Origin of the sequence: Tsukamurella sp. PLM1 (assembly GCF_023168325.1) — a bacterium.
In the GTDB taxonomy this organism is placed as follows: domain Bacteria; phylum Actinomycetota; class Actinomycetes; order Mycobacteriales; family Mycobacteriaceae; genus Tsukamurella.
Genome location: NZ_AP025688.1, coordinates 2,161,899 through 2,184,931 on the forward strand (window position 1 = coordinate 2,161,899; position 23,033 = coordinate 2,184,931).

The following is a 23,033-nucleotide window of genomic DNA, read 5'->3' on the forward strand; positions in this document are numbered from 1 at the left end:
GAAAGGGACGACCACATGACCGCATCGTTCGACCCGTACGCGGGCCTGCCCGCGCTACCGAAGCTGACCGTCACTTCCAGCACGATCGTCGACGGGGCCGAGCTCCCGGTCTCGCAGCGCAGCGGGATCATGGGCGCGGGCGGCCAGGACGTCTCGCCCCAGCTGTCCTGGAGCGGCGCGCCGGAGGGCACCCAGTCGTACGCGGTGACCTGCTACGACCCGGACGCGCCCACCGCTTCGGGGTTCTGGCACTGGGCCGTTGCGAACATCCCCGCCTCCGTCACCTCGCTCGCGGAGGGCGCGGGCGACGGTGCGCCCGGCTCGCTCCCGGACGGCGCGTTGACCCTGAACAACGACGCGAGTCTCCCGCGCTTCATCGGCGCCGCACCGCCGGCCGGCCACGGGCCGCACCGGTACATCTTCGTCGTCCACGCCCTCGGTGTGGCGAAGCTGGACCTTCCCGCCACGGCGACGCCCGCCTACCTGGGGTTCAACCTGTTCGGCGCCGCCATCGCGCGCGGCTCGATCACCGCGACGTACGCCCAGGTCTAGCGGTCGACGCCGACGGCTTCGGTGATCGAACCGAAGCCGTCTGCGCGCAGCCGCGCGGCGAGTTGCTTGTGCACTGAGCGGGTCCACAGCGGCCCGCCGTAGATGAACTGCGTGTACACCTGCACGAGCGACGCGCCCGCGCGGATGCGCTCGTACACGTCGTCGACGCTCTCGATGCCGCCCACTGAGACCAGCACGAGGTCGTCCCCGACCCGCGCCGCGAGACGACGGAGCACCTCCAGCGACCGTGCCTTGAGCGGGTTGCCCGAGAGCCCGCCCGAGCCGATCGCTTCGACCTCGGCGCCGGGGAGTGCAGGCCCGCGCGGCTGATGGTCGTGTTGGTGGCCACGATGCCCGCGAGGCCCAGCTCCACGGCCAGGTCCGCGACCGCGTCCACGTCCTCGTCCGCGAGATCGGGGGCGATCTTCACCAGCACCGGCACCGTGACGGTGTCGAGCACCGCCTGCAGCACCGGCCGCAGCGACTCCGTGGCCTGCAGATCCCGCAGGCCCGGCGTGTTCGGCGAGGAGACGTTGACCACGATGAAATCGGCCAGAGGCCCCAGCAACATCGCGCTGATCCGATAGTCGTCGGCCGCACCCTCGAGCGGCGTCACCTTCGTCTTGCCGATGTTGGCGCCGATCGGGACGGCTGCGGCGCCCGGCTCGCGCTTGCGCAGCTCGTTCGCCGCGGCGCCGGAGCCGTAGTTGTTGAAGCCCATCCGGTTGACAAGGGCCTTGTCGGCCGGGAGACGGAACAGGCGGGGCGTCGGGTTGCCGGGCTGCGGGTGGGCGGTGACGGTGCCGATCTCCGCGAAGCCGAAGCCGAGGGCGCCCCAGCCGTTGACGGCGCGCGCGTTCTTGTCGAACCCGGCCGCGAGCCCGACCGGCGCGGGGAAGCGCACCCCGAACACCTCCTGCTCCAGGATCGGGTCCCGGCCGGCGAGGCACCGTCGGATCACGGCCCGGACGGGAGGTACCGCGGTGGTCCCGCGGATCAGGCCGAACACGAGGTGATGGATCCGCTCCGGTGAGAGCAGGAACATCACGCGCAGCAGTAACCCGTACATCTACAACCCCTTCGTGGCGTCCGGCGGCAGGAGCCCGGACGTTTTCGTGCGCTTGCGGCGGAGCAGGACCCGGCGCGAACCGTCGGTGTACAACCGCACGCGGCTGAGCTCCCATCCGCCGAACTCGGCCTCGATGGCCAGGCGCATCGCCGCCGTCACCCGCGAGACCTCCCGCGGCAACCGCAGCGGCAGGAAATCGTACTCCTCGTTCGAGAAGCCCGGATCGGTGTCCCGCGGGGTGGCGCTCGCCGTCATCGGGCCTCCTACGTCGCCGGAATCGCCTGGATGCCGCCGCCCGTGGCCGACTGCACGTACACCGTGCCCGTCTGCGCGTCGACGGCAACGGCGTTGGGCTGGCGCACCGTCGGGAACTGCTTGCGCTGCTCGGGCATGCCGGAGCCCAGCGCGTACCCGACCACCTGGTTGGTCGCCGTCTTGGTGACCCACATCAGCTTGGCCGTCTCGTCGTAGGTCACGGCCCACGGCGAGTCCGGCACCGGGTAGAGGAAGCGTTCCATGAACGGTGTGATCGTGTATCCGATCACCTGGTTCCTGCCCGTGTCGACGGCGAAGATGCGGCCGTACGGGTCGATCGTGGCGTTCGTGACACCGCGTCCCACCCGCAGGCCCTTGCCGGCCTTGCCCCCGGCCACGTCGACTTCCGTGATGGAGGCCTGCAGCCGGTCGACGACGGCGACAGCGCCGTCGTGCACCAGCAGGGTGCTGGCCTCGACGGGGCCGGTGATGGTGTCCGGGTTCGGCGGGGGCGAGGTGTGCAGTCCCAGGATCCGTCCGTCCGCCAGACCCGCGAGGACGTCCGGCCCCGACCCGGTGTACGCCGCGACAGACAGGACGTCGCCGTCGACCTCGATGCGACGCGGCTCGGCCGCCGGATCGTCGCCGACCACGAGGACCGCGTTGTTCGTCGCGACGAGGAATCCGCCGCCCGCGCCGTACGCGGCGACTTGATTCGCGTGCCCCTCGGTGCGGACCCGCGCGATCTCCTTCAGTCCTCCGTCGACGGAGAAGACCACGACGGCACCGTCGGTCACTGCGGCGAGGCGACGGTTCTTCGCATCGAAGGCGAGGCCTTGGCCCGCACCGGCGGGTGTCACCTGCCCGGCGGGCGGTACCGCCGGCTCGGGGGCCACGGCGGGCTGCGCAGGGGTGATCGTGGGCCGGTCCTCCCGTGCCGGGGTGGACGAGCACCCGGCCAGCGCGAGAGTGGCTGCGAGGGCGACGGCGGCGATCCGGGAGGTGAATGTGCGGGTCATGATGCCTCGAAGTTACCGGTCCGACGGTTCCCGGCTCCGGCCGGTAGCCTGCCCGGGTGGACATGACGTGGTTGCAGGCGATCGTGCTGGGGTTGGTGCAGGGGTTGACGGAGTTCCTCCCCGTCTCGTCCTCCGGGCACCTGCGGATCGTCTCGGAGCTCTGGTTCGGCGACGACGCGGGGGCGTCGTTCACCGCGGTCACGCAGCTGGGTACCGAAGCGGCGGTCCTGCTGTACTTCGCGACAAAGATCTACCGGATCGCCAAGGCGTGGTTCGTCGGCCTGGCGCGCCCCGAGAAGCGGGGCTCGACTACCGGATGGGCTGGTACGTGATCATCGGCACCGTCCCGATCGGCGTCATCGGCTACGTGTTCAAGGATCAGATCCGCACCGGCGCCCGCAACCTCTGGCTCGTCGCGTCGATGCTCATCGTCTTCTCGCTCGTGATCGTCGCCGCCGAGCGGTACGGCCGGAAGGTCCGTTCGATCGAGAAGATGACGGCGCGGGACGCCGTGGTGATGGGCCTCGCTCAGTGCCTGGCCCTGGTCCCCGGGGTGTCGCGGTCCGGTGCCACGTCCAGCGCGGGCCTGTTCCTCGGCCTCGAGCGGCGCGCGGCGGTCGAGCTGTCGTTCCTGCTCGCGATTCCCGCGGTCACCGCATCGGGCCTGTTCAGCCTGCCCGACGCGTTCCAGACGGGCGGGCCCGGCCTGCACGCGAGCGGGCCGCAGCTGCTCGTCGCCACGCTGATCGCCTTCGTCGTGGGCTACGCCGCGGTCGCGTGGCTGCTGGACTTCGTCGGCAAGCACTCGTTGAACTGGTTCGCGGGCTACCGGATCGTGCTCGGCTTCGTCGTCCTGGGCCTGCTGTGGGGCGGGGTCATCAGCGCGACGTGAGGGCGTCCCGCGCGGCCCCGACGAGCGGGTCGCGGTCGGCGCCGCGCCGGTACGCCAGGGAGGTGTGGCGCACCACCTCGAGCGGGGTGAGGGCCACGTGATCCGGCACGCCGACAGCCGCGAGCTCGGGCACCACTGCCACGCCCTGCCCGGCCTCGACCAGGGCCAGTACCGCCGCGAAATCGTCGGTCCGGTGCCGGATCGTGGGCGTGAAGCCCGCGTTCTCACAGGTCCGCACGGTCGCGTCGTCGCACATGGTGCCGACCGTCCCGGAGACCCAGCGCTCATCCCGGCAGTCGCGCAGCGCCCGCCGGCGGTCGCGGCGGGTCGCGAGGTAGACGGCCTCGTCGAACAGCGGCTCGGTGCCGAGCGACGGATCGTCGCGCGCGGGCAGGCAGTCGTAGCGCTGCAGCAGTGCCACGTCGAGCCGGCGGCTGCGCAGTTCCTCGGGCGCCGTCGCGGGGTCGATCTCGGTCACGCGGACGCGCAGCCGAGGATGCGCGGCCGACAGCCGCACCAGGGCCGGGGTGACGACGGTGCGCATGGCCGAGCCGAACGCCCCGATCCGCAGTTCGCCGCTGACCTCCGTGCCGAGGGCGTCGAGTTCGGCGCGGGCGGTCTCGAGGCGTTCGAGCACCGCGTCGGCGTGGCCGACCAGGATCCGGCCGGCCTCAGTGAGGCGGACACTGCGTCCGGTGCGTTCCAGCAGCGGCCTTCCCGCCTCGCGTTCCAGTGTCGCGAGCTGTTGGGAGACGGCCGACGGCGTGTAGTCCAGCGCCTGCGCCACGGCAGCGATCGTGCCGCGCTGCGACAGTTCGCGGAGCAGGCGCAAGCGGTGCACGTCGAGCATCGGTTCAGCTTACGCTCGACCACGTGATCTCGCGCTGGTGCTTATGCCCGGGCGGCGCGATCCTTGATCCATGCAGCTCTCCGGCCTCCACGTCCCGCTCGTCACGCCCTTCGCCGTTGACGGCACTGTCGACCTCGCCTCGCTCGAGCGCCTCGCGCACGACACCCTGTCCGACGGTGCCGACGGCCTCATCGCGCTCGGAACCACCGGCGAGCCCGCGACCCTGACGCCCGGCGAGCGGGCCATGGTCGTCGACCTGATCGGCGGCGTGTGCGCCGAACACCGTGCCGTGTTCACGGTCGGCACGGGGTCCAACGCGACCGACGGCACCGTCGGCGCCCTGGAGGCGACGGATCCGCGCGCCCACTTCGCCCTGGTCGTGGTGCCGTACTACACCCGGCCGTCGGAGGCGGGGGTGATCGAGCACTACCGGCGCGCCGCGGCGGCGAGCCCGGTGCCCGTCATCGTCTACGACGTGCCGCAGCGCACCGGGCGCACCCTCTCGGTGGACACCCTGCTGGCCCTCGCCGCACTCGACGGAGTGGCCGGGTTCAAGCACGCCGCGGGCGGCGTCACGGAGACGACGGTGCGCCTCCTCGCGCAGGTCCCCGACGGGGTCTCCGTACTGGCGGGCGACGATCCGTTCGTCGGTGCGATGCTGGCGCTCGGCGGCCACGGTGCGATCTCGGCGTGTGCGAACGTGGCGGCGGGGGAGTTCGCGGCTCTCGTTGCGGCGTGGCGCGAGGGCCGGATCGCGGAGGCCCGGGTGATCGGCGGCGCGCTCGCGGAGCTCGCCGCGGCACTGTTCGCCGAGCCCAACCCGACGGTGATCAAGGGAGTCCTCGCCGCCCAGGGACGGATCGCGACGCCCGCTGTACGGCTGCCGTTGCTCCCCGCGTCCGACGGTACCGTCGCCGCGGCCTCCACCCTGGTTCGGTCCATCGTCGCCCTGTGACGACGGCACCGTCGAGGGTGCCGGCCGTGACCCCGGCGGTTCCGCTGTGAGCGATCAGCGGACCGGGCCGGGCGGCCGCGCGCATAGACTCGGGACCATGACCGTGATCCTGCTCCGCCACGGCCGCTCGACCGCGAACACCTCCGGGGTGCTGGCGGGCCGGGCCGAGGGCGTGGCGCTCGACGAGACGGGCCGCGCCCAGGCGGCTGATCTGGTCGGCCGCCTCGCCGACCTCGACGTGGTGGCCGCCGTCCGCTCCCCACTGCTGCGATGCGAACAGACCCTCGCCCCGCTCGCGGCTGCGCACGACGTGTCACCGCTGGTCGACGACCGGCTCGCGGAGGTCGACTACGGCGCGTGGACCGGCCGGGCGATCAACGACCTCCTGGAGGAACCCCTGTGGAAAGTGGTCCAGGAGCAACCGTCCGCCGCGCGGTTCCCCGAGGGGGAATCGCTCGCCGAGGTGCAGGCCCGGGCGGTCATGGCGATCCGCGAGCACGACCGCCGGATCACCGACGAATTCGGGCCGGCGGCGGCGTGGATCGCCTGCAGCCACGGTGACGTGATCAAGGCCGTGGTCGCCGATGCGCTGGGTACCCACCTCGACCAGTTCCAGCGGATCTTCGTCGCGCCCGCGTCGGTCTCGGTGATCAGTTACGGTCCCGCGCGCCCGCTCGTGCAGTGCGTCAACTCGTCCGGTAGCGTCACGCTGCCGAAACGTCCAGCCAAGGAGGCCACGGTGGGAGGCGAGGCATGAGCCGCTCCGTCCACGTTTTCCGCACGCCCGACCGGTTCGTCGTGGGCACCGTCGGGCAGCCCGGCGACCGCGCGTTCTACCTGCAGGCGGTCCACGAGTCGCGCATCGTCTCCGTGCTGCTCGAGAAGCAACAGGTCCAGGTCCTGGCCGAGCGCATCGGCGCGCTCCTCGACGAGGTGGCGCGCCGTTTCGGCGCGGACGTTCCGTCCGCGGACGCCCCGGTGAGCGACCTGCAGCCGCTGGTCATGCCCGTCGATGCCGAGTTCCGTGTCGGGACGATGGGCCTCGGTTGGGACTCGGAGGCCAGTTCGGTGGTGATCGAGCTGCTCGCGATCACCGACCAGGAGCTCGACGAGTCGGTGGTGCTCGCCGACGACGCCGAGGAGGGGCCCGACGCGGTCCGCGTCTTTCTCACTCCGGTCGCTGCCCGCGAGTTCGCCAACCGGTCCGAGCGCGTGCTCGGCGCCGGTCGCCCGGCCTGCCCGCTGTGCGGAGAGCCGCTCGACACCGACGGCCACATGTGCGTGCGCCTCAACGGCTACCGCCGCGGCGCGGCGTTCGGGTCCGAGCCGGAGGAGTAGTGGACCTCGAGACCGCCGAACTGACGATCCTCGGGCGGATCGCGAGCGCGTCGAACGCCACACTGCTGTGCGAACTCGGGGAGACGGGGGAGCGCGCCGTCTACAAGCCCGTGCGCGGCGAGGTGCCGCTGTGGGACTTCCCCGACGGCACCCTCGCGGGACGGGAGGTGGCCTCGTACCGGGTGTCGCAGGCGCTCGGCTGGGGCCTGATCCCCGAGACCGTCCTGCGCGACGGCCCGCTCGGGCCCGGCATGGTGCAACGCTGGGTCGCGGAGCCGGAGGCGGGAGCCGACGGGCCCGACGGTGCGCCCGACCTCGTCGACCTGTTCCCGCTGGGCGCGGTCCCCGCCGGGTACCGGCAGGTGTTCACCGGCTACGTCGAGGACACCGACGCCCCCGACGGGATCGCCGAAGTGGCGCTCGCCCACGCCGACGACCCGCAGCTGCGCCGCATGGCCGTGCTCGACGTGCTCATCAACAACGCCGACCGCAAGGGCGGCCACATCCTCACCGGGCCGGACGGCCGCGTGTACGGCGTGGACCACGGGATCTGCCTGCACGCGGACGACAAGCTCCGGACGGTCCTGTGGGGCTGGGCGGGCAGCGCCGTGCCGGACGAACTGCTCGCCGCCGTCGAGCGGCTCATCGCGGCCCCGCCCGATCTGTCCGGCCTGATCAGTGTGCGCGAGCGCACGGCGCTGGTGGACCGCGCCCGGCTCCTGACCGAGCTCGGCCGGATGCCGCTACCGTCGGCGCGTCACCCGATCCCATGGCCGCCGTTCTGATCGGTTGACGCCGTGCCCGGCGTGCGCGTCGCGCTTGTGCCGGCACACGGCGCCCGCGGCCGCGACCTCGTCGGGATCGAAGCCGTCGGGGACGGCACCGTCGGCGACGAGGGCCCCCACCAGGGCCTCCTGGCGTTCGCGCAAGCTCATGTCCAGACCTCCCTCGCTCGGGACGTGATCGGGGCGCAGCCCGCGGCGGCGGCGATCGCGTCCAGCTCGTCGAACAGTTCCGCGGCCGGCGGGTACCGGCCGTCGCGTTCCAGCATGAACGGGACGTCCGCCCGCTCGCGCAACGCCGTGACCAGTTCCAACACTCCGGTGTTGACCGGGTCGGTGTGCGTGTCGTGATACCGGCCGCCGCCCTCGCTGCCGCCCGCAACGTGGCTGTACGCGATCCGGTCGACGGGCAGCCGCGCCAGCTCGGCCTGCGGGTCCAGGCCGCGGTTGCGCGCGTTCGCGTAGACGTTCGCGACGTCCAGTACGAGCAGCGCGCCGGTGCGGTCGAGGAGCTCGGCGAGGAACTGCGCCTCGGTGAGCTCGTCCTCGGGCCAGCGCAGGAAGGCCGCGATGTTCTCCACGGCCAACGGCACCTCCAGCGCGTCCTGCATCCGGCTGATGTTGCGCACCAGGACGTCCAGTGCCTCGCGGGTCCTGGGGACCGGCAGGAGGTGTCCCGCCTCGATACCGCCCGCCCGGACGAACGCGATGTGCTCGCTGACCAGCGGGGAGCGCAGTGCCCGGGCGCAGGCCGCCAGACGATGCACCCGGTCCGGCTCGAGCGGATCGACCCCGCCGAGCGAGAGGGCGACGCCGTGCGGGACGACCGGCGCCCCGCGCTCGACGAGGCCCGCCACCAGCGGGTCGGGCTGCGCCCGCCCCCGCGTGATCCGCACCGACTCGGCGATCACCTCGCAGAAGCCCGGGGTCAGGTCGGCGATGACGCCGGCGATCTCGCGACGCCAGCCCAGGCCGAGGGGGCCGAGGGCGGCGGCTCCGGGGGCGCGTCCGATCGGTGCCACGGTGCTCATCCTCCGCACCCGCCGCAGCCGCCACAACCCCCGCAGCCGCCGCACCCGCCCCCGCCGCCGTCGCCGCCGCAGGAGGCACCACCGCACGAGCCGCCGTCTCCGGACGCCTCCGCGCTGCCGGCCAGCTCGACGTTGCCGGCGAAGTCACCGTCGAGTTGCCAGAGCGCCGCCGTGCCGAACACGGCGACCGACAGCCCCACCGCGGCCGCGCCGTACGTGGCCCAGGCCGGCTTGCGCGACGGGGCGAGGTAGTCGAGGCGCTTGGCCTCGGCCTTGATCAGCCGCTTGCCGGCACGCGTGTCGCGGGCGACGGTCCACAGGTGCGGCGCGATCACGATCAGCGTCAGCATCGCCGGGAGGAGCACCGATGTGACGAGCGGGATCTCGTGCCGGTCGAACACCACGAGCTGCACGAACGCCGTGACCCCGCCGCCGACCGCCGCCGCGGTCACGGGAGCGGCGCCGAGGCGCATCCGCCAGCGATCGGTGTCGGTGCGCAGGTAGCCGCGGGCGGCGACCCGCTCCTCGAGGGCGTCGAGCTCATCCGAGAGCGCGACGGTGATCTCGTTGACCGTGTACGACGACAGGCCGTCGCAGTACGCGTGGACCGCCCTGGTGAACGCGTCGGCGTCGGGCCCGAGCGGCCGTGCGGGATTCATCTGGCGCACGGAGCTCACCACGTCGTCCGCCCGGAGCCGTGCGAGCGCCGCCACCACCGGCGCCTGCCGCGAGCGGACGCACGCCAGTTCGGTGGGCGCGAGCGGGGATCGGCGATCACCGGGCGGTGACTCGCCGCCACGATCCGCCAGAGCAGGGCGAGGGCGATTCCTGCGAGCAGCAGGTAGATGAACCACCTGCTGTCCGCGGGCAGCAGGATGTCGAGGGCGGTGTGGGCGAGATCGAGGGGCATGACGATCACCTCCTGGTGACGGATCGGTGTGTTCGGGATTTCGGGTAGCGGGAACGGGGCCCTCGCTGCTGAAGGACCCGTGGGGTGGGAATCGTGGATCGGGGGCGGCTCAGCCGCCGCAGCCGCCTCCGCCGCCGCCCCCGCCGCAGGACGAACCGCACGACGAGCCGCAGCCGCCGGAGTCGCCGCCGCAGGTGAAGGCGCTGCCGCAGGACCCTCCGGCCCCGCCGTCGCCGGAACCGCCGGCCACGGCCATCGCCGCGGCGTAGCGGGGGTCGAACTGCCAGAGCGCCGCCGTGCCGAACAGCGCCACCGACAGGCCCACGGCGCCTGCGCCGTAGGTCGTGAACGCAGGCCGCGTGCGGGGCGCGAGGTAGGCGGCGCGCTCGCGCTGTTCGGCGAACGCGCGCTGACCCGCGGCGGTGGTGCGCGGCGCGTGCCAGAGCCAGGGGAGCACCACCACCGCGGCGACGACCGCCGGCACGGTGAACCCGACGATCGCCCGGTCGGCGGGGACACCGCGCGCCGCGAGCACGATCGGGGCCGCGAGGACGCCCGCGACGCACAGCGCGGTCAGCGGTGCCGCGCCGAACCGGATCCGCCACTTCTCGGCGGACGTGTGCAGGTACCCGCGCCGCGCGAGCTCGTCCTCGAGCGCGCCGAGCGGCGCCAGCTCGTCGTACAGGAGCTGGTCGACCGAGAACACGGAGCGGTCGAGCCGCCGCAGCATGTGGCGCGTGAAGGCGTCGGTCCCGGGTGGGAGCGGCTTGGCCGGGTCCAACCGGCCGTCGGCGTCCAGGTGCCCGTCGGCCCGCAGCTGCGCCATCGCCGCCACCAGCGGTGCCCGCCACGAGCGCAGGCAGGCGATCTGGGGCACCGTCAGCGGCGGTGTGGAGACCACCGCGCGACGCGGCGTCACCACGAACCGCCAGGCCGCCGCGAACGCCGCCGCCCCGATCAGTGCGCACAGGAACCAGGCGTTTTCGAATGTGTTGGGGGACATGACGTTCACCTCCTGGAACGAACCGATCTTCAAGATTGGGTAAAGCATGGCGGTAGATCGGCGTACTGGCCAGTAATGGCGGGCAAGAGTTTCCTGAGAGTTCCTGCGGCACAGCGTCGTCCCTTGTCAGAGCGGGTGCCCGGCGGCGTCCTGATCGACCACGTGCCGCGTCCGTGCGTCGTTCCCGGTTGGGATTCGGCCCCGGCAGGGCGCCGACGGTGCCCGGTCCGGGCCGGAATCCGGACCGCACCGGGGACGAATAGGGTGTGGGTATGCGTTCGTGGCCGTCCCCCGAAGTCCCCGCCCTCGCCGGCCCATCCGTGCCGCTGCGGCTCTACGACACCTCCGACCAGGCGGTTCGCCCGGTGAACCCCGGTCCGGTCGCGGGTATGTACGTCTGCGGCATCACCCCGTACGACGCGACCCACCTGGGGCACGCCGCTACCTACCTGGCCTTCGACCTGGTGAATCGGGTGCTCCGGGACAACGGGCACGAGGTGCGCTACGTGCAGAACATCACCGACGTGGACGATCCGCTGTTCGAACGCGCCGACCGCGACGGGATCGACTGGCGCGACCTGGGCGCGCGCGAGATCGACCTGTTCCGCGAGGACATGGAGGCGCTGCGCGTGCTGCCTCCCCGCGACTACATCGGCGCCGTGGAGTCCATCGACGAGGTCGTCGAGTACGTCGGGAAGCTGCTGGCCAACGGCTCGGCGTACGTGCTGGACGACGCCGAGTACCCGGACGTGTACTACCGCGCCGACGCGACCGAGCAGTTCGGCTACGAGTCCGGCTACGACCGGGCCACGATGGAGAAGTTCTTCGCCGAGCGCGGCGGCGATCCCGAGCGCGCGGGCAAGCACGACAGCATCGATCCGCTCCTGTGGCGCGTGCAGCGCCCCGGCGAACCGTCGTGGCCGTCGCCGCAGGGGGCGGGTCGCCCCGGCTGGCACATCGAATGCGCGGCCATCGCCGCGAACCGCCTCGGCGCGACCTTCGACATCCAGGGCGGCGGCAGCGACCTGATCTTCCCGCACCACGAGTACTCCGCCGCCCACGTCGAGGCGGCCACCGGCGAGCGCCGCTTCGCCCGACACTACGTGCACGCGGCCATGATCGGCCTGGACGGCGAGAAGATGTCCAAGAGCCGCGGCAATCTCGTCTTCGTCTCGAAGCTCCGCCGCTCCGGCGTGGACCCGGCGGCGATCCGCCTGGGCCTGTTCGAGGGGCACTACCGGCAGGACCGGCCGTGGTCCGACGCGGTGCTCGAGCGCGCGCAGGCGCGACTGGACCGGTGGCGCCGGGCCTTCGCGGCACCGTCGGGCCCCGACGGTGCCGAGCTGATCAGCCGCGTGCGCCGCTACCTCGCGGACGATCTCGACACTCCGCACGCGCTGGCCGCGATCGACGCGTGGGCCGAGAAGACCCTCACCACGGGCGGTCCCGACGCCGGTGCACCGGCCGCGGTCGCGGGCGCCGTCGACGCGCTGCTCGGCGTACCTCCAGCAGCCTGACAGTTCGACACGCTATATTGCGCCTGTGAGGACCGTCAGCGAGCTGGCCCCGGATCTGACCGAGGGCGTGTGGACCGTTCAGACCCGCACGTCCACGTACGTGCTGGACCTGGGGGAGATGACGCTCATGCGCGCCCCGGGCATCGGCGGGAACTCCGAGGACGAGCAGTGGAGCATCAGCGCGCTGCGCCGCGACTCGGAGGACATCCCGCTGCTGGGCATCAAGAGCTGCCGGGTCGGCGAGTCGGCGCAGTTCTGGGTCCGCGCCGCCGATGACCCCGATGTGCGGACGTGGCGCATCACCACGCCCGTCGTGTCGATCGAACGGATCGGCTGAGGCCGACCGGCCCAGCGCCGCAGGCCGGCGCCACGAGTCCGGCGTTACGGCCCGGTCCCCGGGTCGCGGCGCCGCAGGTACTTCTCGAACTCCTCGGCGAGCGCGTCGGCGTCGATGTGCTGCTCGACGTTCTTCGCCTCGGCGTCCCCGCGCTCCTCGAGCCCGCGGACGTAGGCGGCGACGTCCTCGTCGTCCTCGGTCATCTCGCTGACCGACGCCTCCCATTCCTCCGCGCGGACCGGCAGGTCGCCCGGGCACCGCCAGGTCGAGCGCCTGCTCCACGTGTTGCAGAAGCGCGACGGTGGCCTTCGGGTTCGGGGGCTGGGACACGTAGTGCGGCACCGCCGCCCAGAACGAGATCGCCGGCACGCCGGCGCGGACGCAGGCGTCCTGGAGGACTCCGGTGATCCCCGTCGGGCCCTCGTACCGGTTCTCCTCGAGCCCGAACCGCTTGGCGGAGTCCGCGTCGTACCCGGCCCCGGTCACGGGGACCGGGCGCGTGTGCGGCGTGTCGGCGAGGAGCGACCCGAGGATCACCACGCTGTCGATCTTGAGCTCGGTGAACACGGCGATCAGCTGGTCGCAGAAGGCGCGCCAGCGGAAGTTGGGCTCGATGCCCCGCAGCAGCACCACGTCCCGGTCCGCCTTGGGCGGCCGGCACACCGACAGCGTCGTCGACGGCCACTCGACGGCGCGCGTCACCCCGTCGATCTGCTTGATCGTGGGCCGATTGACCTGGAAGTCGTAGAAGTCGTCGGAGTCGACCTCGGTGATCAGGTCTGCGTCCCAGGTCAGTTCGAGGTGCTCGACGGCGCCGGACGCGGCGTCGCCGGCGTCGTTCCAGCCTTCGAACGCCGCGATGAGGACCGGTCGTTCCAGCGTGGGCAAGGACGTCACCGATCCAGCGTACGCCGGGCGCGACCGGCCGATTTGTCAACACCCACTACCCTGGATACATGACCCGTACGCATCAGCAGCCGCTGCAATCGAAGTTCCTGGAGGCGGCGCGAAGCCGTGTTCTGATCGGCGATGGTGCGATGGGCACGATGTTGCAGGCAGCGGACCTGACTCTGGACGATTTCCTGGGCCTGGAGGGCTGCAACGAGATCCTCAACCACACCCGCCCGGACGTGCTCGAGGGCATCCACCGCGCCTACTTCGAGGCCGGGGCCGACGCGGTGGAGACCAACACATTCGGCTGCAACCTGTCGAACCTGGGCGATTACGACATCGCGGACCGAATCCGGGAGCTGTCCGAGAAGGGCACCGCCATCGCCCGGCGCGTCGCCGACGAGTTCGAGCAGGCCGACGGTACGCCGCGGTTCGTCCTGGGCTCGATCGGTCCGGGCACGAAGCTGCCTACCCTGGGGCACACCTCGTTCGCGGTGATCCGGGACGCGTATCGCGAGACCGCGCACGGGATGCTCGACGGTGGCGCCGACGCGTTCCTGGTCGAGACGTGCCAGGACATCCTGCAGGCGAAGGCCGCGGTGCTGGGCTGCCAGGCGGCGATGGGCGAGCAGGCGCACTGGATCCCGATCATCGTGCACGTGACCGTCGAGACCACCGGCACGATGCTCCTGGGGTCGAGATCGGCGCCGCGCTGACCGCGCTGGAGCCGTTGGGCATCGACATGATCGGCCTGAACTGCGCGACCGGCCCCGCGGAGATGAGCGAGCACCTGCGGCACCTGTCGCGGCACTCCACGATTCCCGTCTCGGTGATGCCGAACGCCGGCCTGCCCGTGCTGGGGAAGAACGGCGCCGAGTACCCGCTGACGGCGCCCGAGCTGGCGGAGGCCCTGTCCGGCTTCGTCGCCGAGTACGGGCTGAGCTTCGTCGGCGGCTGCTGCGGCACCACCCCGGAGCACATCCGCCAGGTGGCGGAGGCCGTGCGCGGCACCGCGCAGGCGCAGCGCGCGCCGCAGACCGAGTTCGATCAGCTCGCTGTACACGTCGGTGCCGTTCGCGCAGGACGCGTCGATTCTGATGATCGCCGAGCGCACGAACTCGAACGGCTCCAAGGCGTTCCGCGAGGCGATGCTCGCGGGCGATCACGACAAATGTGTGGACATCGCCAAGGACCAGATCCGCGACGGCTCGCACATGCTCGACCTCAACGTGGACTACGTGGGCCGCGACGGTGCGCTGGACATGGCGGCGCTCGCCGCGCGGCTCGCGACGGCGTCGACGCTGCCGATCATGATCGACTCCACGGAGCCCGAGGTGATCAAGGCGGGCCTCGAGCACCTCGGCGGCCGCTGCGCGGTGAACTCCGTGAACTACGAGGACGGCGACGGCCCCGATTCCCGGTTCACGAAGATCATGGAGCAGGTGGTCGCGCACGGCGCGGCGGTCGTCGCGCTGACCATCGACGAGGAGGGCCAGGCCCGCACCGCAGAGGGCAAGGTGCGGATCGCCGAGCGCCTGATCGCGGATCTCACTGGGAACTGGGGACTGTCGCTCGACGACATCATCATCGATCCGCTCGTCTTCCCGATCTCGACGGGCCAGGAGGAGGTCCGGCGCGACGCGCTGGAGACGATCGAGGCCGTGCGGGTGCTGCACGAGAAGTACCCGAGCCTGCACTTCACCGTCGGGCTGTCGAACGTGAGCTTCGGCCTGAACCCGGCTGCGCGGCAGGTCCTGAACTCGGTGTTCCTCAACGAATTGCGGGAGGCCGGGCTCGACTCGGCGATCCTGCACGCGTCGAAGATCCTGCCGATGAGCAAGATGGAGCCCGAGCAGCGCGAGACCGCACTGGACCTGGTGTACGACCGCCGGGCGCCGCCGGCCTGCAGTCCGGTGGCGACGCCGATTACAACCCGCTCTCGCGGCTCATGGAACTCTTCGAGGGCGTTTCGGCGGCCTCCGCCAAGGAGACCCGGGCGCAGGAGCTGGCGAAGCTGCCGCTGTTCGAGCGCCTGGAGCGGCGCATCGTCGACGGTGAGCGGGAGGGCCTCGACGCCGATCTCGATGCGGCCCTGCAGGAGAAGCCGGCGCTGTCGATCATCAACGACACGCTGCTGTCCGGCATGAAGACGGTCGGCGAGCTGTTCGGCTCGGCCAGATGCAGCTGCCGTTCGTGCTGCAGTCGGCCGAGGTGATGAAGGCGGCCGTCGCGTACCTCGAGCCGCACATGGAGAAGTCCGATGACGACGCGGGCAAGGGTCGGATCGTGCTCGCCACCGTCAAGGGTGACGTGCACGACATCGGCAAGAACCTCGTCGACATCATCCTGAGCAACAACGGCTACGAAGTGGTCAACATCGGCATCAAGCAGCCGATCGCCGCCATCGTCGAGGCCGCCGAGGACAAGCACGCCGACGTGATCGGCATGTCCGGGCTGCTGGTGAAGTCGACCGTGGTGATGAAGGAGAATCTCGAAGAGCTCAACACCCGCGGACTGGGGGAGAAGTACCCGGTGCTGCTGGGCGGCGCTGCGCTGACCCGCGCGTACGTCGAGACCGACCTGGCCGAGGTGTACGCCGGCGAGGTCAGCTACGCCCGCGACGCGTTCGAGGGCCTGCGGCTGATGGACGACATCATGGCCACCAAGCGCGGCGAGGGCCCGGACCCGAACAGCCCCGAGGCGATCGCCGCCGCCGAGAAGGCGCGCGAGCGCAAGGAGCGGCACGCCCGCAGCAAGCGGATCGCCGAGAAGCGTAAGGCGGAGGCCGCGCCGATCGTGGTGCCGGACCGTTCGGACGTGGCACCCGACTTCGAGGTCGCGGCGCCGCCGTTCTGGGGCACGCGAATCGTCCGCGGCGTCGCCGTCAACGAGTTCGCGCCGCTGATGGACGAGCGGGCACTGTTCTTCGGGCAGTGGGCCTGCGCGGCGCCCGCAAGGAGAGGGACCGTCGTACGAGGAACTGGTGGAGACCGAGGGACGCCCCCGGCTGCGCTACTGGCTCGACAAGTTGAAGGCCGACCGGATCCTGGACCACGCCGCCGTGGTCTACGGCTACTTCCCCGCTGTGAGTCACGGGAACGTCATCGACGTGCTGGAGTCCCGGAACCCGATGCGCCGGTGCGGCATTCGTTCGAGTTCCCGCGCCAGCAGCGCGGCCGGTTCCTCGCGATCTCGGACTTCATCCGCGACCGCGACACCGCTCGTGCACGCGGTCAGGTGGACGTGCTGCCGTTCCAGTTGGTCACCATGGGACAGCCGATCGCCGACGCGGCGAACGAGCTGTTCGCGGCCAACGTCTACCGCGAGTACCTCGAGCTGCACGGCATCGGTGTCCAGCTCACCGAGGCCCTCGCCGAGTACTGGCATCAGCGGGTGCGGCAGGAGCTGATCCTGCCGGGCGGACGGAAGGTCGCGGACGCGGATCCCCACGCCGTCACCGACTTCTTCGACCTCAAGTACCTCGGCGCCCGGTACTCGTTCGGCTACGGCGCCTGCCCGGACCTCGAGGACCGCGCGAAGATGGTCGACCTCCTGCAGCCCGAGCGGATCGGTGTCGAGCTGTCCGAGGAACTGCAGCTGCACCCCGAGCAGTCCACCGACGCCTTCGTCCTCACCCACCCCGAGGCCAAGTACTTCAACACGTAAGCGGTCGGCACCGCGTGGCCGACGTCGCGAGGAGGTGGTGATGGCCGAGATGTCCGCGCGGCTCGCGGAGATCGTCGCCGCGCTGCCCCTCGCGCCGGGGCTGCGGGTCCTCGAGATCGGCTGCGGCCCAGGGGTGGCGCGCGCGCTGTTGCAGATCGGGTCGCCGACGGCCACGTCCTCGCGATCGATCGGTCCGCGGCGGCGATCCGGCAGGCCGAGGCGGGGTGCGCGGAACAGATCGCGGCCGGCCGCCTGACGGTTCGACGGTGCGCGGTCGAGGACCTCGCCCTCCTTCCGGGCGAGCAGCCCTTCGACCTCGCCTTCGCCGTGCGGGTCGGCTGCCTCGACGGCCGCCACCCGCGGGAGGGCGAGATCGCGCTGAGGCGGATCGCGGATGCCCTCACGCCCACCGGGCGGCTGTTCATCGACGGCGGATCCCCGCTCCGTGAACTGGACGTGCGCCGGTGAGCGTGGACGACTATCGCCTCCACCTGCAGGCCGGCGAGCCCGGCGACGAGGGCGCCTGGTTCTGGCGCCTCGACGACGCCGCGGGCCTCCAGGTCGCGGCCGCCTGGTCCGAGTCGCTCGACGGTGCGCTCGAGGCCGTCCGAGAGGTCGCGCGCAAGCTGGACCTCGGCGGTCGGTTCTGAAACCCGCCCTCAGGTCGACCACGACGAAGCATGGTGATCCTGCCCGAGGATTCGAGCGGTTTCGAACGAACGAGGAGTCACGCGCGATCCAGTAGTGCGGATGCCTGCGGCCGCGTACTCCGACAGCGGCTACAGCTTCGTGATGCGGCTGGTGGGCACCTGCAGGTCCGGGGTGGCCTGCAGGAACGTCTCCAGCGCGTCCAGGTCGATGCCGCCCACCGTGAGGTCGGTGGACTGCTTGAACACGCTGAACCCGTCGCCGCCCGCGGCGAGGAAGTTGTTCGTGGTCACCCGGTACTTCGCGACGGTGTTGACCGGCTGGTCGCCGATCGTGACGCTCTCGCGGACCACCTTCCGGCCGGGCGCGCCGTTCGGGTCGTAGCTGTAGGTGATGCCCGACGGTGCCAGCACCGTCGTCTTGTCGGGGTTCTGCCACTGCTGCTCGAGCAGGTCGATGATCTGCTGGCCGGTCAGCGACACGGTGACCACCTGGTTGCCGAACGGCTGGACCGTGTACGCGTCGCCGTAGGTCACGTCGCCGGCCTTGAGGTCGGCGCGCACGCCGCCGGGGTTCATGAGCGCGATCTGGCCCGCGGCCTCGGCGGGCGGCCGGGTGGTGAAAAGCATCGCGTCGGCCAGCACGTCGCCGAGCGGGGAGTCGCCGCCGGGGAAGGCCTCGCGCTTGAGCTCGGCGGGAATCCTGCCGATCACGCGGTCGGCGCGGGGCTTGGCCTCCTTCGCGTAGAAGTCGATCAGGCGCTGCGTGCCCGGGTCGGCGGGCAGCGACGGGCGGACCACGCGGTTCACGGCCTTGGAGGTGACGCCGTTCGCGCCGAAGTCCAGCGTGATGTCGGTGACGAGCCGGCCGTAGGAGGCGCCCTGCGTGACGGTGCGTCCCTCGATCGAGCAGACGTAGGCCTGGTGCGAGTGGGCGGTCGCGATCACCTGGACGGCGGGGTCGACGCGCTTCGCCAGGTCCGGGACGGGGGCCGAGACGTCCTTGCAGGCGTTGGGGTCGGCCTCGCCGCTGCCGCCCTTCTGGCCGCCGCCGTTGTGCACCGCCGCCACGATCGCCTGCGCGCCCGCGGCCTTCATCTCCGGGACGTACTTGTTGATGGCGTCGGCCTCGTCGCCGAACATGTAGCCGCGGACGCCCTCCGGCGCCACGATGGTCGCGGTCTCGGGCGTGACGGCGCCGATCACGGCGATCTTCTTGCCGTTCACCTCGAGCATCTTCCACGGCACCGTCCCGGGCGGCAGCTGGCCCTGAGCGTTGGTCACGTTAGCCGCGAGGTACTGGTAGGCGGCGCCGGTGAACGGCTCGCCCGGCTCGCAGCCCTGCGGGGCGCAGCCGCCCTTCTGCAGGCGTTCCAGCTCGATCGTGCCGTGGTCGAACTCGTGGTTGCCCACCGACGACGCCTGCATGCCCACGGAGTTGAGGAACTTGATCGTCGGCTCGTCGCGGAACAGGGCCGACACCAGCGGGCTCGCGCTCACCAGGTCGCCGTTGCCCAGCGTGATGCTGTTCGGGTACGCCTTCTGCAGGCGCTGCAGTGCGGTGGCGAGGTATGCGGCGCCTCCCGCGGCCTCGCCGCCGATCCTGCCGGTCGAGCCGGTGGGCGGCTGCAGGTTGCCGTGCAGGTCGTTGATCATGAACACGTGCACCTGCTCCGCGGTCGCGGCGGGCAGGTCGTCGACGCCGGGCACGGTGAAACCCACCGTCGCGCCGGACGTCGCCGCCGACGAGGACGACGATGCCGCGTCGCCCCCCGAGGTGCCGCAACTCGCGAGGAGCGTGGCGGACGCGGTCAGGGCGAGGACGGCAAGGAGGTGACGTTGACGCATGCCGGAACCCAAGCACAGCGAATCGTCGTTCGGGTGACGAATGAATTAACAACCCGGATTCCGCGTGGGTGCACTCACCGGCCGACGGCGGCGACACTGCGGCCCTGACATAGCCTGGGGCCATGACACTTCCCGCCGCAGTCCTGTTCGACATGGACGGAACCCTCCTGGATTCCGAGAAGCTGTGGGACATCGCGGTCGCCGAGTTCACTCGTGGCCTCGGGTACGAGGTCACCCCGGAGGCCAGGGAATCGACGCTCGGCAACGCCACAGGCGACGCCCTCCGCAAGCTCTACGACTTCGCGCAGGTCCCGGAAGCCGACCGCGACTACCCCGGCGCGGAGCGGTGGGTCTCGAACCGCGTCGTCGAGCTGTTCGACGGTGGCATCCCGTGGCAGCCCGGCGCCCGCGAGGCGCTGGACCTGCTCGCGGACGCGGGCGTCCCGCTGGTCCTGGTGACCAACACCATCCGGGACGTGACCGAGCACGCGCTGGGCACGCTCGGCCGCGAGCGGTTCGTCGCCACCGTCTGCGGCGATGAGGTCGCCGAGCCCAAGCCCGCGCCGGACCCGTACCTGCGCGGCGCGCGGCTCGCCGGCGTCGCGCCGCAGGACTGCGTCGCCGTGGAGGATTCGCCGACGGGGGCCCGCTCGGCGTTCGTCGCGGGGTGCACGGTGCTCACGGTCGGCCCGGAGCCGGTGCTCGACGGTGCCGTCCACCTCGGTGGCCTCACCGGCGCCGGAGTCGCCGACTTCGCGCCGCTCAGCCGACGCTGACGGTGTTCTCGCCCGAACGGCACGTGCCCACCTGATCGGTGACGCGCGCCGTGCAGCGCCAGCCGCCGGTGTCGACGGTGACCGCCTGCCCCTGCGCGCGCCGCCGCGGCGGCGTAGGCCCCGGCCACCCGAAGCGCGTCGACGCAGTTCGCGGCGCCCGCCCGGACCACGACCGTGCTCCCGGCCACTGAGCCGCAGACCGTGCCGGGTCCGGCCAGGTCGGCGCCCGGGTGCGCGCCGCTGGCGGCCACCGACGACGACGGCGTGCCGGTCGCCGCGATCGCACTGAAGCTGACGGCGCTATCGGCGGGGACCTCGGGTTCGGCGGCGCATCCGGCGACCGGGGCGACGGCCAGGAGCGCGAGGGCGATGTGACGCGCGTTCATGATCTGCAGAAACTAACGGTGTCGTCGCCACTCTGCTCGCCGCAGAGGACGGAAAGTGCTGAGCATCACCGGAACCCGGTGACCGCCGTCACGTCCCAGCCAGGCGGGCCTCGGCCGTCACTTCTCGGCACCGTCGATCGCGGCACTGGCCATGACTGCCATCCGGACCCGCTCGGTGTCGGCGGCTGTCCAGCCCTCCGGCGGAAGGACTGCGGCGAACGCGTCGACCACCGCGGTGCCGTAGTTGTGGCCGTGGCCGTCCGGCACGCCGGCCGCGTTCGCGAGGTCGGCCGAGACCTGCCAGAACGTGACGAACGGGTACCAGGCCATCGCCGAGCTGCGGTCCCGGCCGGGCGGCTCGCGCAGCCAGTCGGGCTGCCGCAGCATCAGCTCGGGGGACCACCACACCACCGGGTCGGACGGGTGTTGGACGTACACGATGTGCGGCGCCAGCCACTCCGCCCCGCCGCTGTCGGCGAGGGACCGCTGACCGTCCGTGAAGCGGACGATCAGCCCATCCGTGTAGGTGGGCAGTACCTCGGGAGTCCCCAGGTCGCGGCGGTCGGTGATCGCCGAATGGATCGGGTTGGCGCGGGGCGGGCCGAGCCAGACGACACCGTCGACCTTCTCGCGGATATCGGGCAGGCCGGCGAACGCGCCCTCGCCGGCCCGCGTGCCCAGGCTCTCGCCCATGACCAGAAGCTTCGGTCGGTGCTCGGCGGGACGGGCGCGCACGTCCGTGAGCACTGCGTCGATCAGCCGCTTGCCGGATTCGAGTGACGCCTCGCCGTCGGTGACGAACGAGATCCAGCTGGGCAGGTACGAGTACTGCATCGCGACCAGGGCCACGTCGCCGTCGTACATCAGCTCCACCGCCCGCGCCGCCGTCGGATTGACCCAGCCGGACCCGGTCGTGGGGATCACGACGACGTGCTTGCGGTCCAGTGCGCCGGTCCGCGCGAGCTCACGGTGCAGCAGCGAGATCCGCTCGGTCGGGGTGTCGGCGTTCTCGAGGCCCACGTACACCCGGACCGGCTCCGTCACCGGCCGGGTCGTGAACCGCCGCAGGTCCGCGGCCCGCAGGCCGCCCGCCACGAACTTGCGGCCCTCGTTCCCGAGTCCGGACCACGCCGCGGCCGACCCCGGCGACCCCGACCGCTGCGGCGCCGTGGGCTGCGGGAACTCGGGCAGCTCCTGATCGTTCGTGGCGGACGCCACCCGGTTCGCGCCGGCCGTGAACGCCCGGAAGCCGATGTCGTTGACGAACAGGAACAGCAGCAGCGCGATCCAGATGAAGCCGAGCACTTTGGCGGCGGGCAGCGGGATCTTCAGGAACCGGTTGGCGCGCCGCCCCGCGAGCAATGCCAGGTCCCGGAGCACGCGCACCGCTGAGATGAGGAGCGCGGCCACCACGAACGCGACGACCGGTGTCAACACGTACCACAGATTCGAGCCGGGTCGCATGTCCATCAGCGCCCGCACCCCGTCCTGCCAGCGCTTCGCCGCGACCATCATCGACAGCCCGCCGCCGATCACGCCGAACACGATGAGCGCGCGCCACACGGGGACCCACCGGGCGCGCCGGATCGTCCCGGATCGGGTGCGCGCGCACCAGCAGGTCCACGATCACCCACTTGAGCAGCACGCCGATCCCGTACCCGATCACCGCGTTGATCCCGGACACCACGCCCTGGAAGAACCAGGACCGGGGGAGCAGCGACGCGGTCAGGCTGCTCATCAGGAACAGGCCGCCCACGAACAGGCCGGCGAAGTCCAGGTGGAGCAGGCTCCACGCCCACGCGAGGACCGGGTGCTTGGCCGCGAACTCGTCGTAGTTCTCCCGCAGGAACCGGTCGGGGTCGCGCGCGGCCCGCACCACCCGGAGCCGGGCCCGGATCAGTGCCCGGGCGTACCCGTACTGCGCGGAGCCCTTCACCAGCGCGCCCTGCGCGGGCGGGGTCGACGGTGCCGTGTCCTCCGTCGCCGAGCCCTCCACACCGAGCACTGTAGTTGCCGTGAAACAATATGTGCGTGAAGACCATGGAGACGCTGTTCGCGGAGTTGGCCGCCAAGGCCGAGGAGCGGCCCGCCGGGAGCGGGACCGTCGAGGCGCTGGACCGCGGTATCCACTTCCTGGGCAAGAAGGTCATCGAAGAGGCCGGTGAGGTCTGGATCGCCGCCGAGTACCAGACCGACGGCGAGCTGGCCGAGGAGGCTTCGCAGCTGCTGTACTGGTTGCAGGTGCTGCTGGTCAAGCGCGGTCTGACGCTCGACGACGTCTACTCCTACCTCTGACTTCCCGAAGGATT

At 71.7% G+C, this 23,033-nt stretch carries 22 protein-coding genes and 5 pseudogenes; 14 read left to right on the top strand and 13 right to left on the bottom strand.

The window, feature by feature from the left end; genetic code table 11:
• The first annotated feature begins 15 nt into the window (after positions 1-15).
• Positions 16-552, top strand: a complete 537-nt coding sequence (locus MTP03_RS11225; RefSeq protein ID WP_248491967.1) for a YbhB/YbcL family Raf kinase inhibitor-like protein — start codon at positions 16-18, stop codon at positions 550-552.
• Here MTP03_RS11225 and MTP03_RS11230 read toward each other — a convergent pair.
• From MTP03_RS11230 to MTP03_RS11240, 3 genes and pseudogenes are all read right to left on the bottom strand, one after another.
• Positions 549-1,621, bottom strand: a pseudogene (locus MTP03_RS11230) (quinone-dependent dihydroorotate dehydrogenase). The gene MTP03_RS11225 and the pseudogene MTP03_RS11230 sit on opposite strands and share 4 nt — an antisense overlap.
• Positions 1,622-1,876: a DUF5703 family protein gene (locus tag MTP03_RS11235; protein WP_248491969.1), complete on the bottom strand. Its 255-nt coding sequence runs from the start codon at positions 1,874-1,876 to the stop codon at positions 1,622-1,624.
• 8 nt (positions 1,877-1,884) lie between these two features.
• Positions 1,885-2,895 carry a hypothetical protein gene (locus MTP03_RS11240; RefSeq protein WP_248491970.1) on the bottom strand — a complete coding sequence of 337 codons (1,011 nt, stop codon included), beginning with the start codon at positions 2,893-2,895 and terminating at the stop codon, positions 1,885-1,887.
• 62 nt (positions 2,896-2,957) lie between these two features.
• On the opposite strand from MTP03_RS11240, the pseudogene MTP03_RS11245 reads away from it, so the two are divergent.
• Positions 2,958-3,787 (top strand): annotated as a pseudogene (locus tag MTP03_RS11245) (undecaprenyl-diphosphate phosphatase).
• On the opposite strand, the gene MTP03_RS11250 reads toward MTP03_RS11245, so the two are convergent.
• The gene (locus MTP03_RS11250) at positions 3,774-4,637 is read right to left on the bottom strand and encodes a LysR family transcriptional regulator (protein ID WP_248491972.1); all 864 of its coding nucleotides are present in this window, start codon (positions 4,635-4,637) and stop codon (positions 3,774-3,776) included. The pseudogene MTP03_RS11245 and the gene MTP03_RS11250 sit on opposite strands and share 14 nt — an antisense overlap.
• 70 nt (positions 4,638-4,707) lie before the next feature.
• On the opposite strand from MTP03_RS11250, the gene dapA reads away from it, so the two are divergent.
• The 4 genes from dapA to MTP03_RS11270 all read left to right on the top strand — a co-directional run bounded on the left by dapA (position 4,708) and on the right by MTP03_RS11270 (position 7,715).
• The gene (dapA, locus tag MTP03_RS11255) at positions 4,708-5,592 is read left to right on the top strand and encodes a 4-hydroxy-tetrahydrodipicolinate synthase (RefSeq protein ID WP_248491973.1); all 885 of its coding nucleotides are present in this window, start codon (positions 4,708-4,710) and stop codon (positions 5,590-5,592) included.
• A gap of 97 nt (positions 5,593-5,689) precedes the next feature.
• Entirely contained in the window at positions 5,690-6,349 is a 660-nt protein-coding gene (locus tag MTP03_RS11260; protein ID WP_248491974.1) for a histidine phosphatase family protein, read from the top strand.
• Positions 6,346-6,930 (top strand): DUF3090 domain-containing protein, encoded by a 585-nt coding sequence (locus tag MTP03_RS11265; protein ID WP_248491975.1) that lies wholly within the window; start codon positions 6,346-6,348, stop codon positions 6,928-6,930. The genes MTP03_RS11260 and MTP03_RS11265 overlap by 4 nt, the downstream gene beginning before the upstream one ends.
• Positions 6,930-7,715 carry an SCO1664 family protein gene (locus MTP03_RS11270; RefSeq protein ID WP_248491976.1) on the top strand — a complete coding sequence of 262 codons (786 nt, stop codon included), beginning with the start codon at positions 6,930-6,932 and terminating at the stop codon, positions 7,713-7,715. The genes MTP03_RS11265 and MTP03_RS11270 overlap by 1 nt, the downstream gene beginning before the upstream one ends.
• Here MTP03_RS11270 and MTP03_RS11275 read toward each other — a convergent pair.
• The 5 genes from MTP03_RS11275 to MTP03_RS11295 all read right to left on the bottom strand — a co-directional run bounded on the left by MTP03_RS11275 (position 7,674) and on the right by MTP03_RS11295 (position 10,656).
• The gene (locus MTP03_RS11275) at positions 7,674-7,865 is read right to left on the bottom strand and encodes a hypothetical protein (protein ID WP_248491978.1); all 192 of its coding nucleotides are present in this window, start codon (positions 7,863-7,865) and stop codon (positions 7,674-7,676) included. The genes MTP03_RS11270 and MTP03_RS11275 overlap by 42 nt on opposite strands.
• On the bottom strand, positions 7,862-8,743 hold the full coding sequence (locus tag MTP03_RS11280) for a DUF692 domain-containing protein (protein ID WP_371820945.1): 882 nt from the start codon (positions 8,741-8,743) through the stop codon (positions 7,862-7,864). Before MTP03_RS11280 ends, MTP03_RS11275 begins: the two co-directional genes overlap by 4 nt.
• Entirely contained in the window at positions 8,740-9,489 is a 750-nt protein-coding gene (locus MTP03_RS11285) for a TIGR04222 domain-containing membrane protein (RefSeq protein WP_248492131.1), read from the bottom strand. Before MTP03_RS11285 ends, MTP03_RS11280 begins: the two co-directional genes overlap by 4 nt.
• Positions 9,417-9,653, bottom strand: coding sequence for a hypothetical protein (locus MTP03_RS11290; protein WP_248492391.1), 237 nt, complete (start codon positions 9,651-9,653; stop codon positions 9,417-9,419). Before MTP03_RS11290 ends, MTP03_RS11285 begins: the two co-directional genes overlap by 73 nt.
• 109 nt (positions 9,654-9,762) lie before the next feature.
• Complete coding sequence (locus tag MTP03_RS11295; RefSeq protein WP_248491980.1) at positions 9,763-10,656, bottom strand: TIGR04222 domain-containing membrane protein; 894 nt, start codon at positions 10,654-10,656, stop codon at positions 9,763-9,765.
• Between the two features lie 272 nt (positions 10,657-10,928).
• On the opposite strand from MTP03_RS11295, the gene mshC reads away from it, so the two are divergent.
• Both mshC and MTP03_RS11305 read left to right on the top strand, forming a co-directional pair.
• The gene (gene mshC, locus MTP03_RS11300; RefSeq protein WP_248491981.1) at positions 10,929-12,173 is read left to right on the top strand and encodes a cysteine--1-D-myo-inosityl 2-amino-2-deoxy-alpha-D-glucopyranoside ligase; all 1,245 of its coding nucleotides are present in this window, start codon (positions 10,929-10,931) and stop codon (positions 12,171-12,173) included.
• Positions 12,174-12,198: 25 nt separating this feature from the next.
• A complete protein-coding gene (locus MTP03_RS11305; protein ID WP_248491982.1) occupies positions 12,199-12,510 on the top strand; it encodes a hypothetical protein in 312 nt (103 codons plus the stop codon).
• Between the two features lie 44 nt (positions 12,511-12,554).
• On the opposite strand, the pseudogene MTP03_RS11310 reads toward MTP03_RS11305, so the two are convergent.
• A pseudogene (locus MTP03_RS11310) lies at positions 12,555-13,440 on the bottom strand (PAC2 family protein).
• A 26-nt stretch (positions 13,441-13,466) separates the two neighbouring features.
• On the opposite strand from MTP03_RS11310, the pseudogene metH reads away from it, so the two are divergent.
• The 4 genes and pseudogenes from metH (at position 13,467) to MTP03_RS11325 (ending at position 17,717) form a co-directional block, all read left to right on the top strand.
• A pseudogene (metH, locus tag MTP03_RS11315) lies at positions 13,467-17,067 on the top strand (methionine synthase).
• 40 nt (positions 17,068-17,107) lie between these two features.
• Entirely contained in the window at positions 17,108-17,323 is a 216-nt protein-coding gene (locus MTP03_RS23665) for a hypothetical protein (protein WP_371820946.1), read from the top strand.
• The gene (locus MTP03_RS11320; protein ID WP_371820967.1) at positions 17,251-17,535 is read left to right on the top strand and encodes a methyltransferase; all 285 of its coding nucleotides are present in this window, start codon (positions 17,251-17,253) and stop codon (positions 17,533-17,535) included. The genes MTP03_RS23665 and MTP03_RS11320 overlap by 73 nt, the downstream gene beginning before the upstream one ends.
• The gene (locus MTP03_RS11325; protein WP_248491983.1) at positions 17,532-17,717 is read left to right on the top strand and encodes a hypothetical protein; all 186 of its coding nucleotides are present in this window, start codon (positions 17,532-17,534) and stop codon (positions 17,715-17,717) included. Before MTP03_RS11320 ends, MTP03_RS11325 begins: the two co-directional genes overlap by 4 nt.
• A gap of 129 nt (positions 17,718-17,846) precedes the next feature.
• Here the strand turns inward: MTP03_RS11325 and MTP03_RS11330 are convergent, their stop codons facing one another.
• Positions 17,847-19,562, bottom strand: coding sequence for a bifunctional UDP-sugar hydrolase/5'-nucleotidase (locus MTP03_RS11330; RefSeq protein ID WP_248491985.1), 1,716 nt, complete (start codon positions 19,560-19,562; stop codon positions 17,847-17,849).
• A gap of 122 nt (positions 19,563-19,684) precedes the next feature.
• Here MTP03_RS11330 and MTP03_RS11335 point away from each other — a divergent pair, with 122 nt between their 5' ends.
• Positions 19,685-20,338, top strand: coding sequence for an HAD family phosphatase (locus MTP03_RS11335; protein WP_248491986.1), 654 nt, complete (start codon positions 19,685-19,687; stop codon positions 20,336-20,338).
• A 503-nt stretch (positions 20,339-20,841) separates the two neighbouring features.
• Here the strand turns inward: MTP03_RS11335 and MTP03_RS11340 are convergent.
• Together MTP03_RS11340 and MTP03_RS11345 are read right to left on the bottom strand one after the other, a co-directional pair.
• The gene (locus tag MTP03_RS11340; RefSeq protein WP_248491987.1) at positions 20,842-22,287 is read right to left on the bottom strand and encodes an alpha/beta-hydrolase family protein; all 1,446 of its coding nucleotides are present in this window, start codon (positions 22,285-22,287) and stop codon (positions 20,842-20,844) included.
• Between the two features lie 67 nt (positions 22,288-22,354).
• Positions 22,355-22,462, bottom strand: a pseudogene (locus MTP03_RS11345) (alpha/beta-hydrolase N-terminal domain-containing protein); the annotation flags it as partial.
• A 293-nt stretch (positions 22,463-22,755) separates the two neighbouring features.
• Between MTP03_RS11345 and MTP03_RS11350 the strand changes: the two are divergent.
• Complete coding sequence (locus MTP03_RS11350; RefSeq protein ID WP_248491989.1) at positions 22,756-23,019, top strand: phosphoribosyl-ATP diphosphatase; 264 nt, start codon at positions 22,756-22,758, stop codon at positions 23,017-23,019.
• Positions 23,020-23,033 lie beyond the last annotated feature (14 nt).

What these genes read in the sequence shown, in the direction of transcription:
- MTP03_RS11225 (WP_248491967.1), top strand. Translation starts at nt 16, where the DNA reads ATGACCGCATCGTTCGACCCGTACGCGGGCCTGCCCGCGCTACCGAAG.
- MTP03_RS11235 (WP_248491969.1), bottom strand. Translation starts at nt 1,876, where the DNA reads ATGACGGCGAGCGCCACCCCGCGGGACACCGATCCGGGCTTCTCGAAC.
- MTP03_RS11240 (WP_248491970.1), bottom strand. Translation starts at nt 2,895, where the DNA reads ATGACCCGCACATTCACCTCCCGGATCGCCGCCGTCGCCCTCGCAGCC.
- MTP03_RS11250 (WP_248491972.1), bottom strand. Translation starts at nt 4,637, where the DNA reads ATGCTCGACGTGCACCGCTTGCGCCTGCTCCGCGAACTGTCGCAGCGC.
- dapA (WP_248491973.1), top strand. Translation starts at nt 4,708, where the DNA reads ATGCAGCTCTCCGGCCTCCACGTCCCGCTCGTCACGCCCTTCGCCGTT.
- MTP03_RS11260 (WP_248491974.1), top strand. Translation starts at nt 5,690, where the DNA reads ATGACCGTGATCCTGCTCCGCCACGGCCGCTCGACCGCGAACACCTCC.
- MTP03_RS11265 (WP_248491975.1), top strand. Translation starts at nt 6,346, where the DNA reads ATGAGCCGCTCCGTCCACGTTTTCCGCACGCCCGACCGGTTCGTCGTG.
- MTP03_RS11275 (WP_248491978.1), bottom strand. Translation starts at nt 7,865, where the DNA reads ATGAGCTTGCGCGAACGCCAGGAGGCCCTGGTGGGGGCCCTCGTCGCC.
- MTP03_RS11280 (WP_371820945.1), bottom strand. Translation starts at nt 8,743, where the DNA reads ATGAGCACCGTGGCACCGATCGGACGCGCCCCCGGAGCCGCCGCCCTC.
- MTP03_RS11290 (WP_248492391.1), bottom strand. Translation starts at nt 9,653, where the DNA reads ATGCCCCTCGATCTCGCCCACACCGCCCTCGACATCCTGCTGCCCGCG.
- MTP03_RS11295 (WP_248491980.1), bottom strand. Translation starts at nt 10,656, where the DNA reads ATGTCCCCCAACACATTCGAAAACGCCTGGTTCCTGTGCGCACTGATC.
- mshC (WP_248491981.1), top strand. Translation starts at nt 10,929, where the DNA reads ATGCGTTCGTGGCCGTCCCCCGAAGTCCCCGCCCTCGCCGGCCCATCC.
- MTP03_RS23665 (WP_371820946.1), top strand. Translation starts at nt 17,108, where the DNA reads ATGGCCGAGATGTCCGCGCGGCTCGCGGAGATCGTCGCCGCGCTGCCC.
- MTP03_RS11330 (WP_248491985.1), bottom strand. Translation starts at nt 19,562, where the DNA reads ATGCGTCAACGTCACCTCCTTGCCGTCCTCGCCCTGACCGCGTCCGCC.
- MTP03_RS11335 (WP_248491986.1), top strand. Translation starts at nt 19,685, where the DNA reads ATGACACTTCCCGCCGCAGTCCTGTTCGACATGGACGGAACCCTCCTG.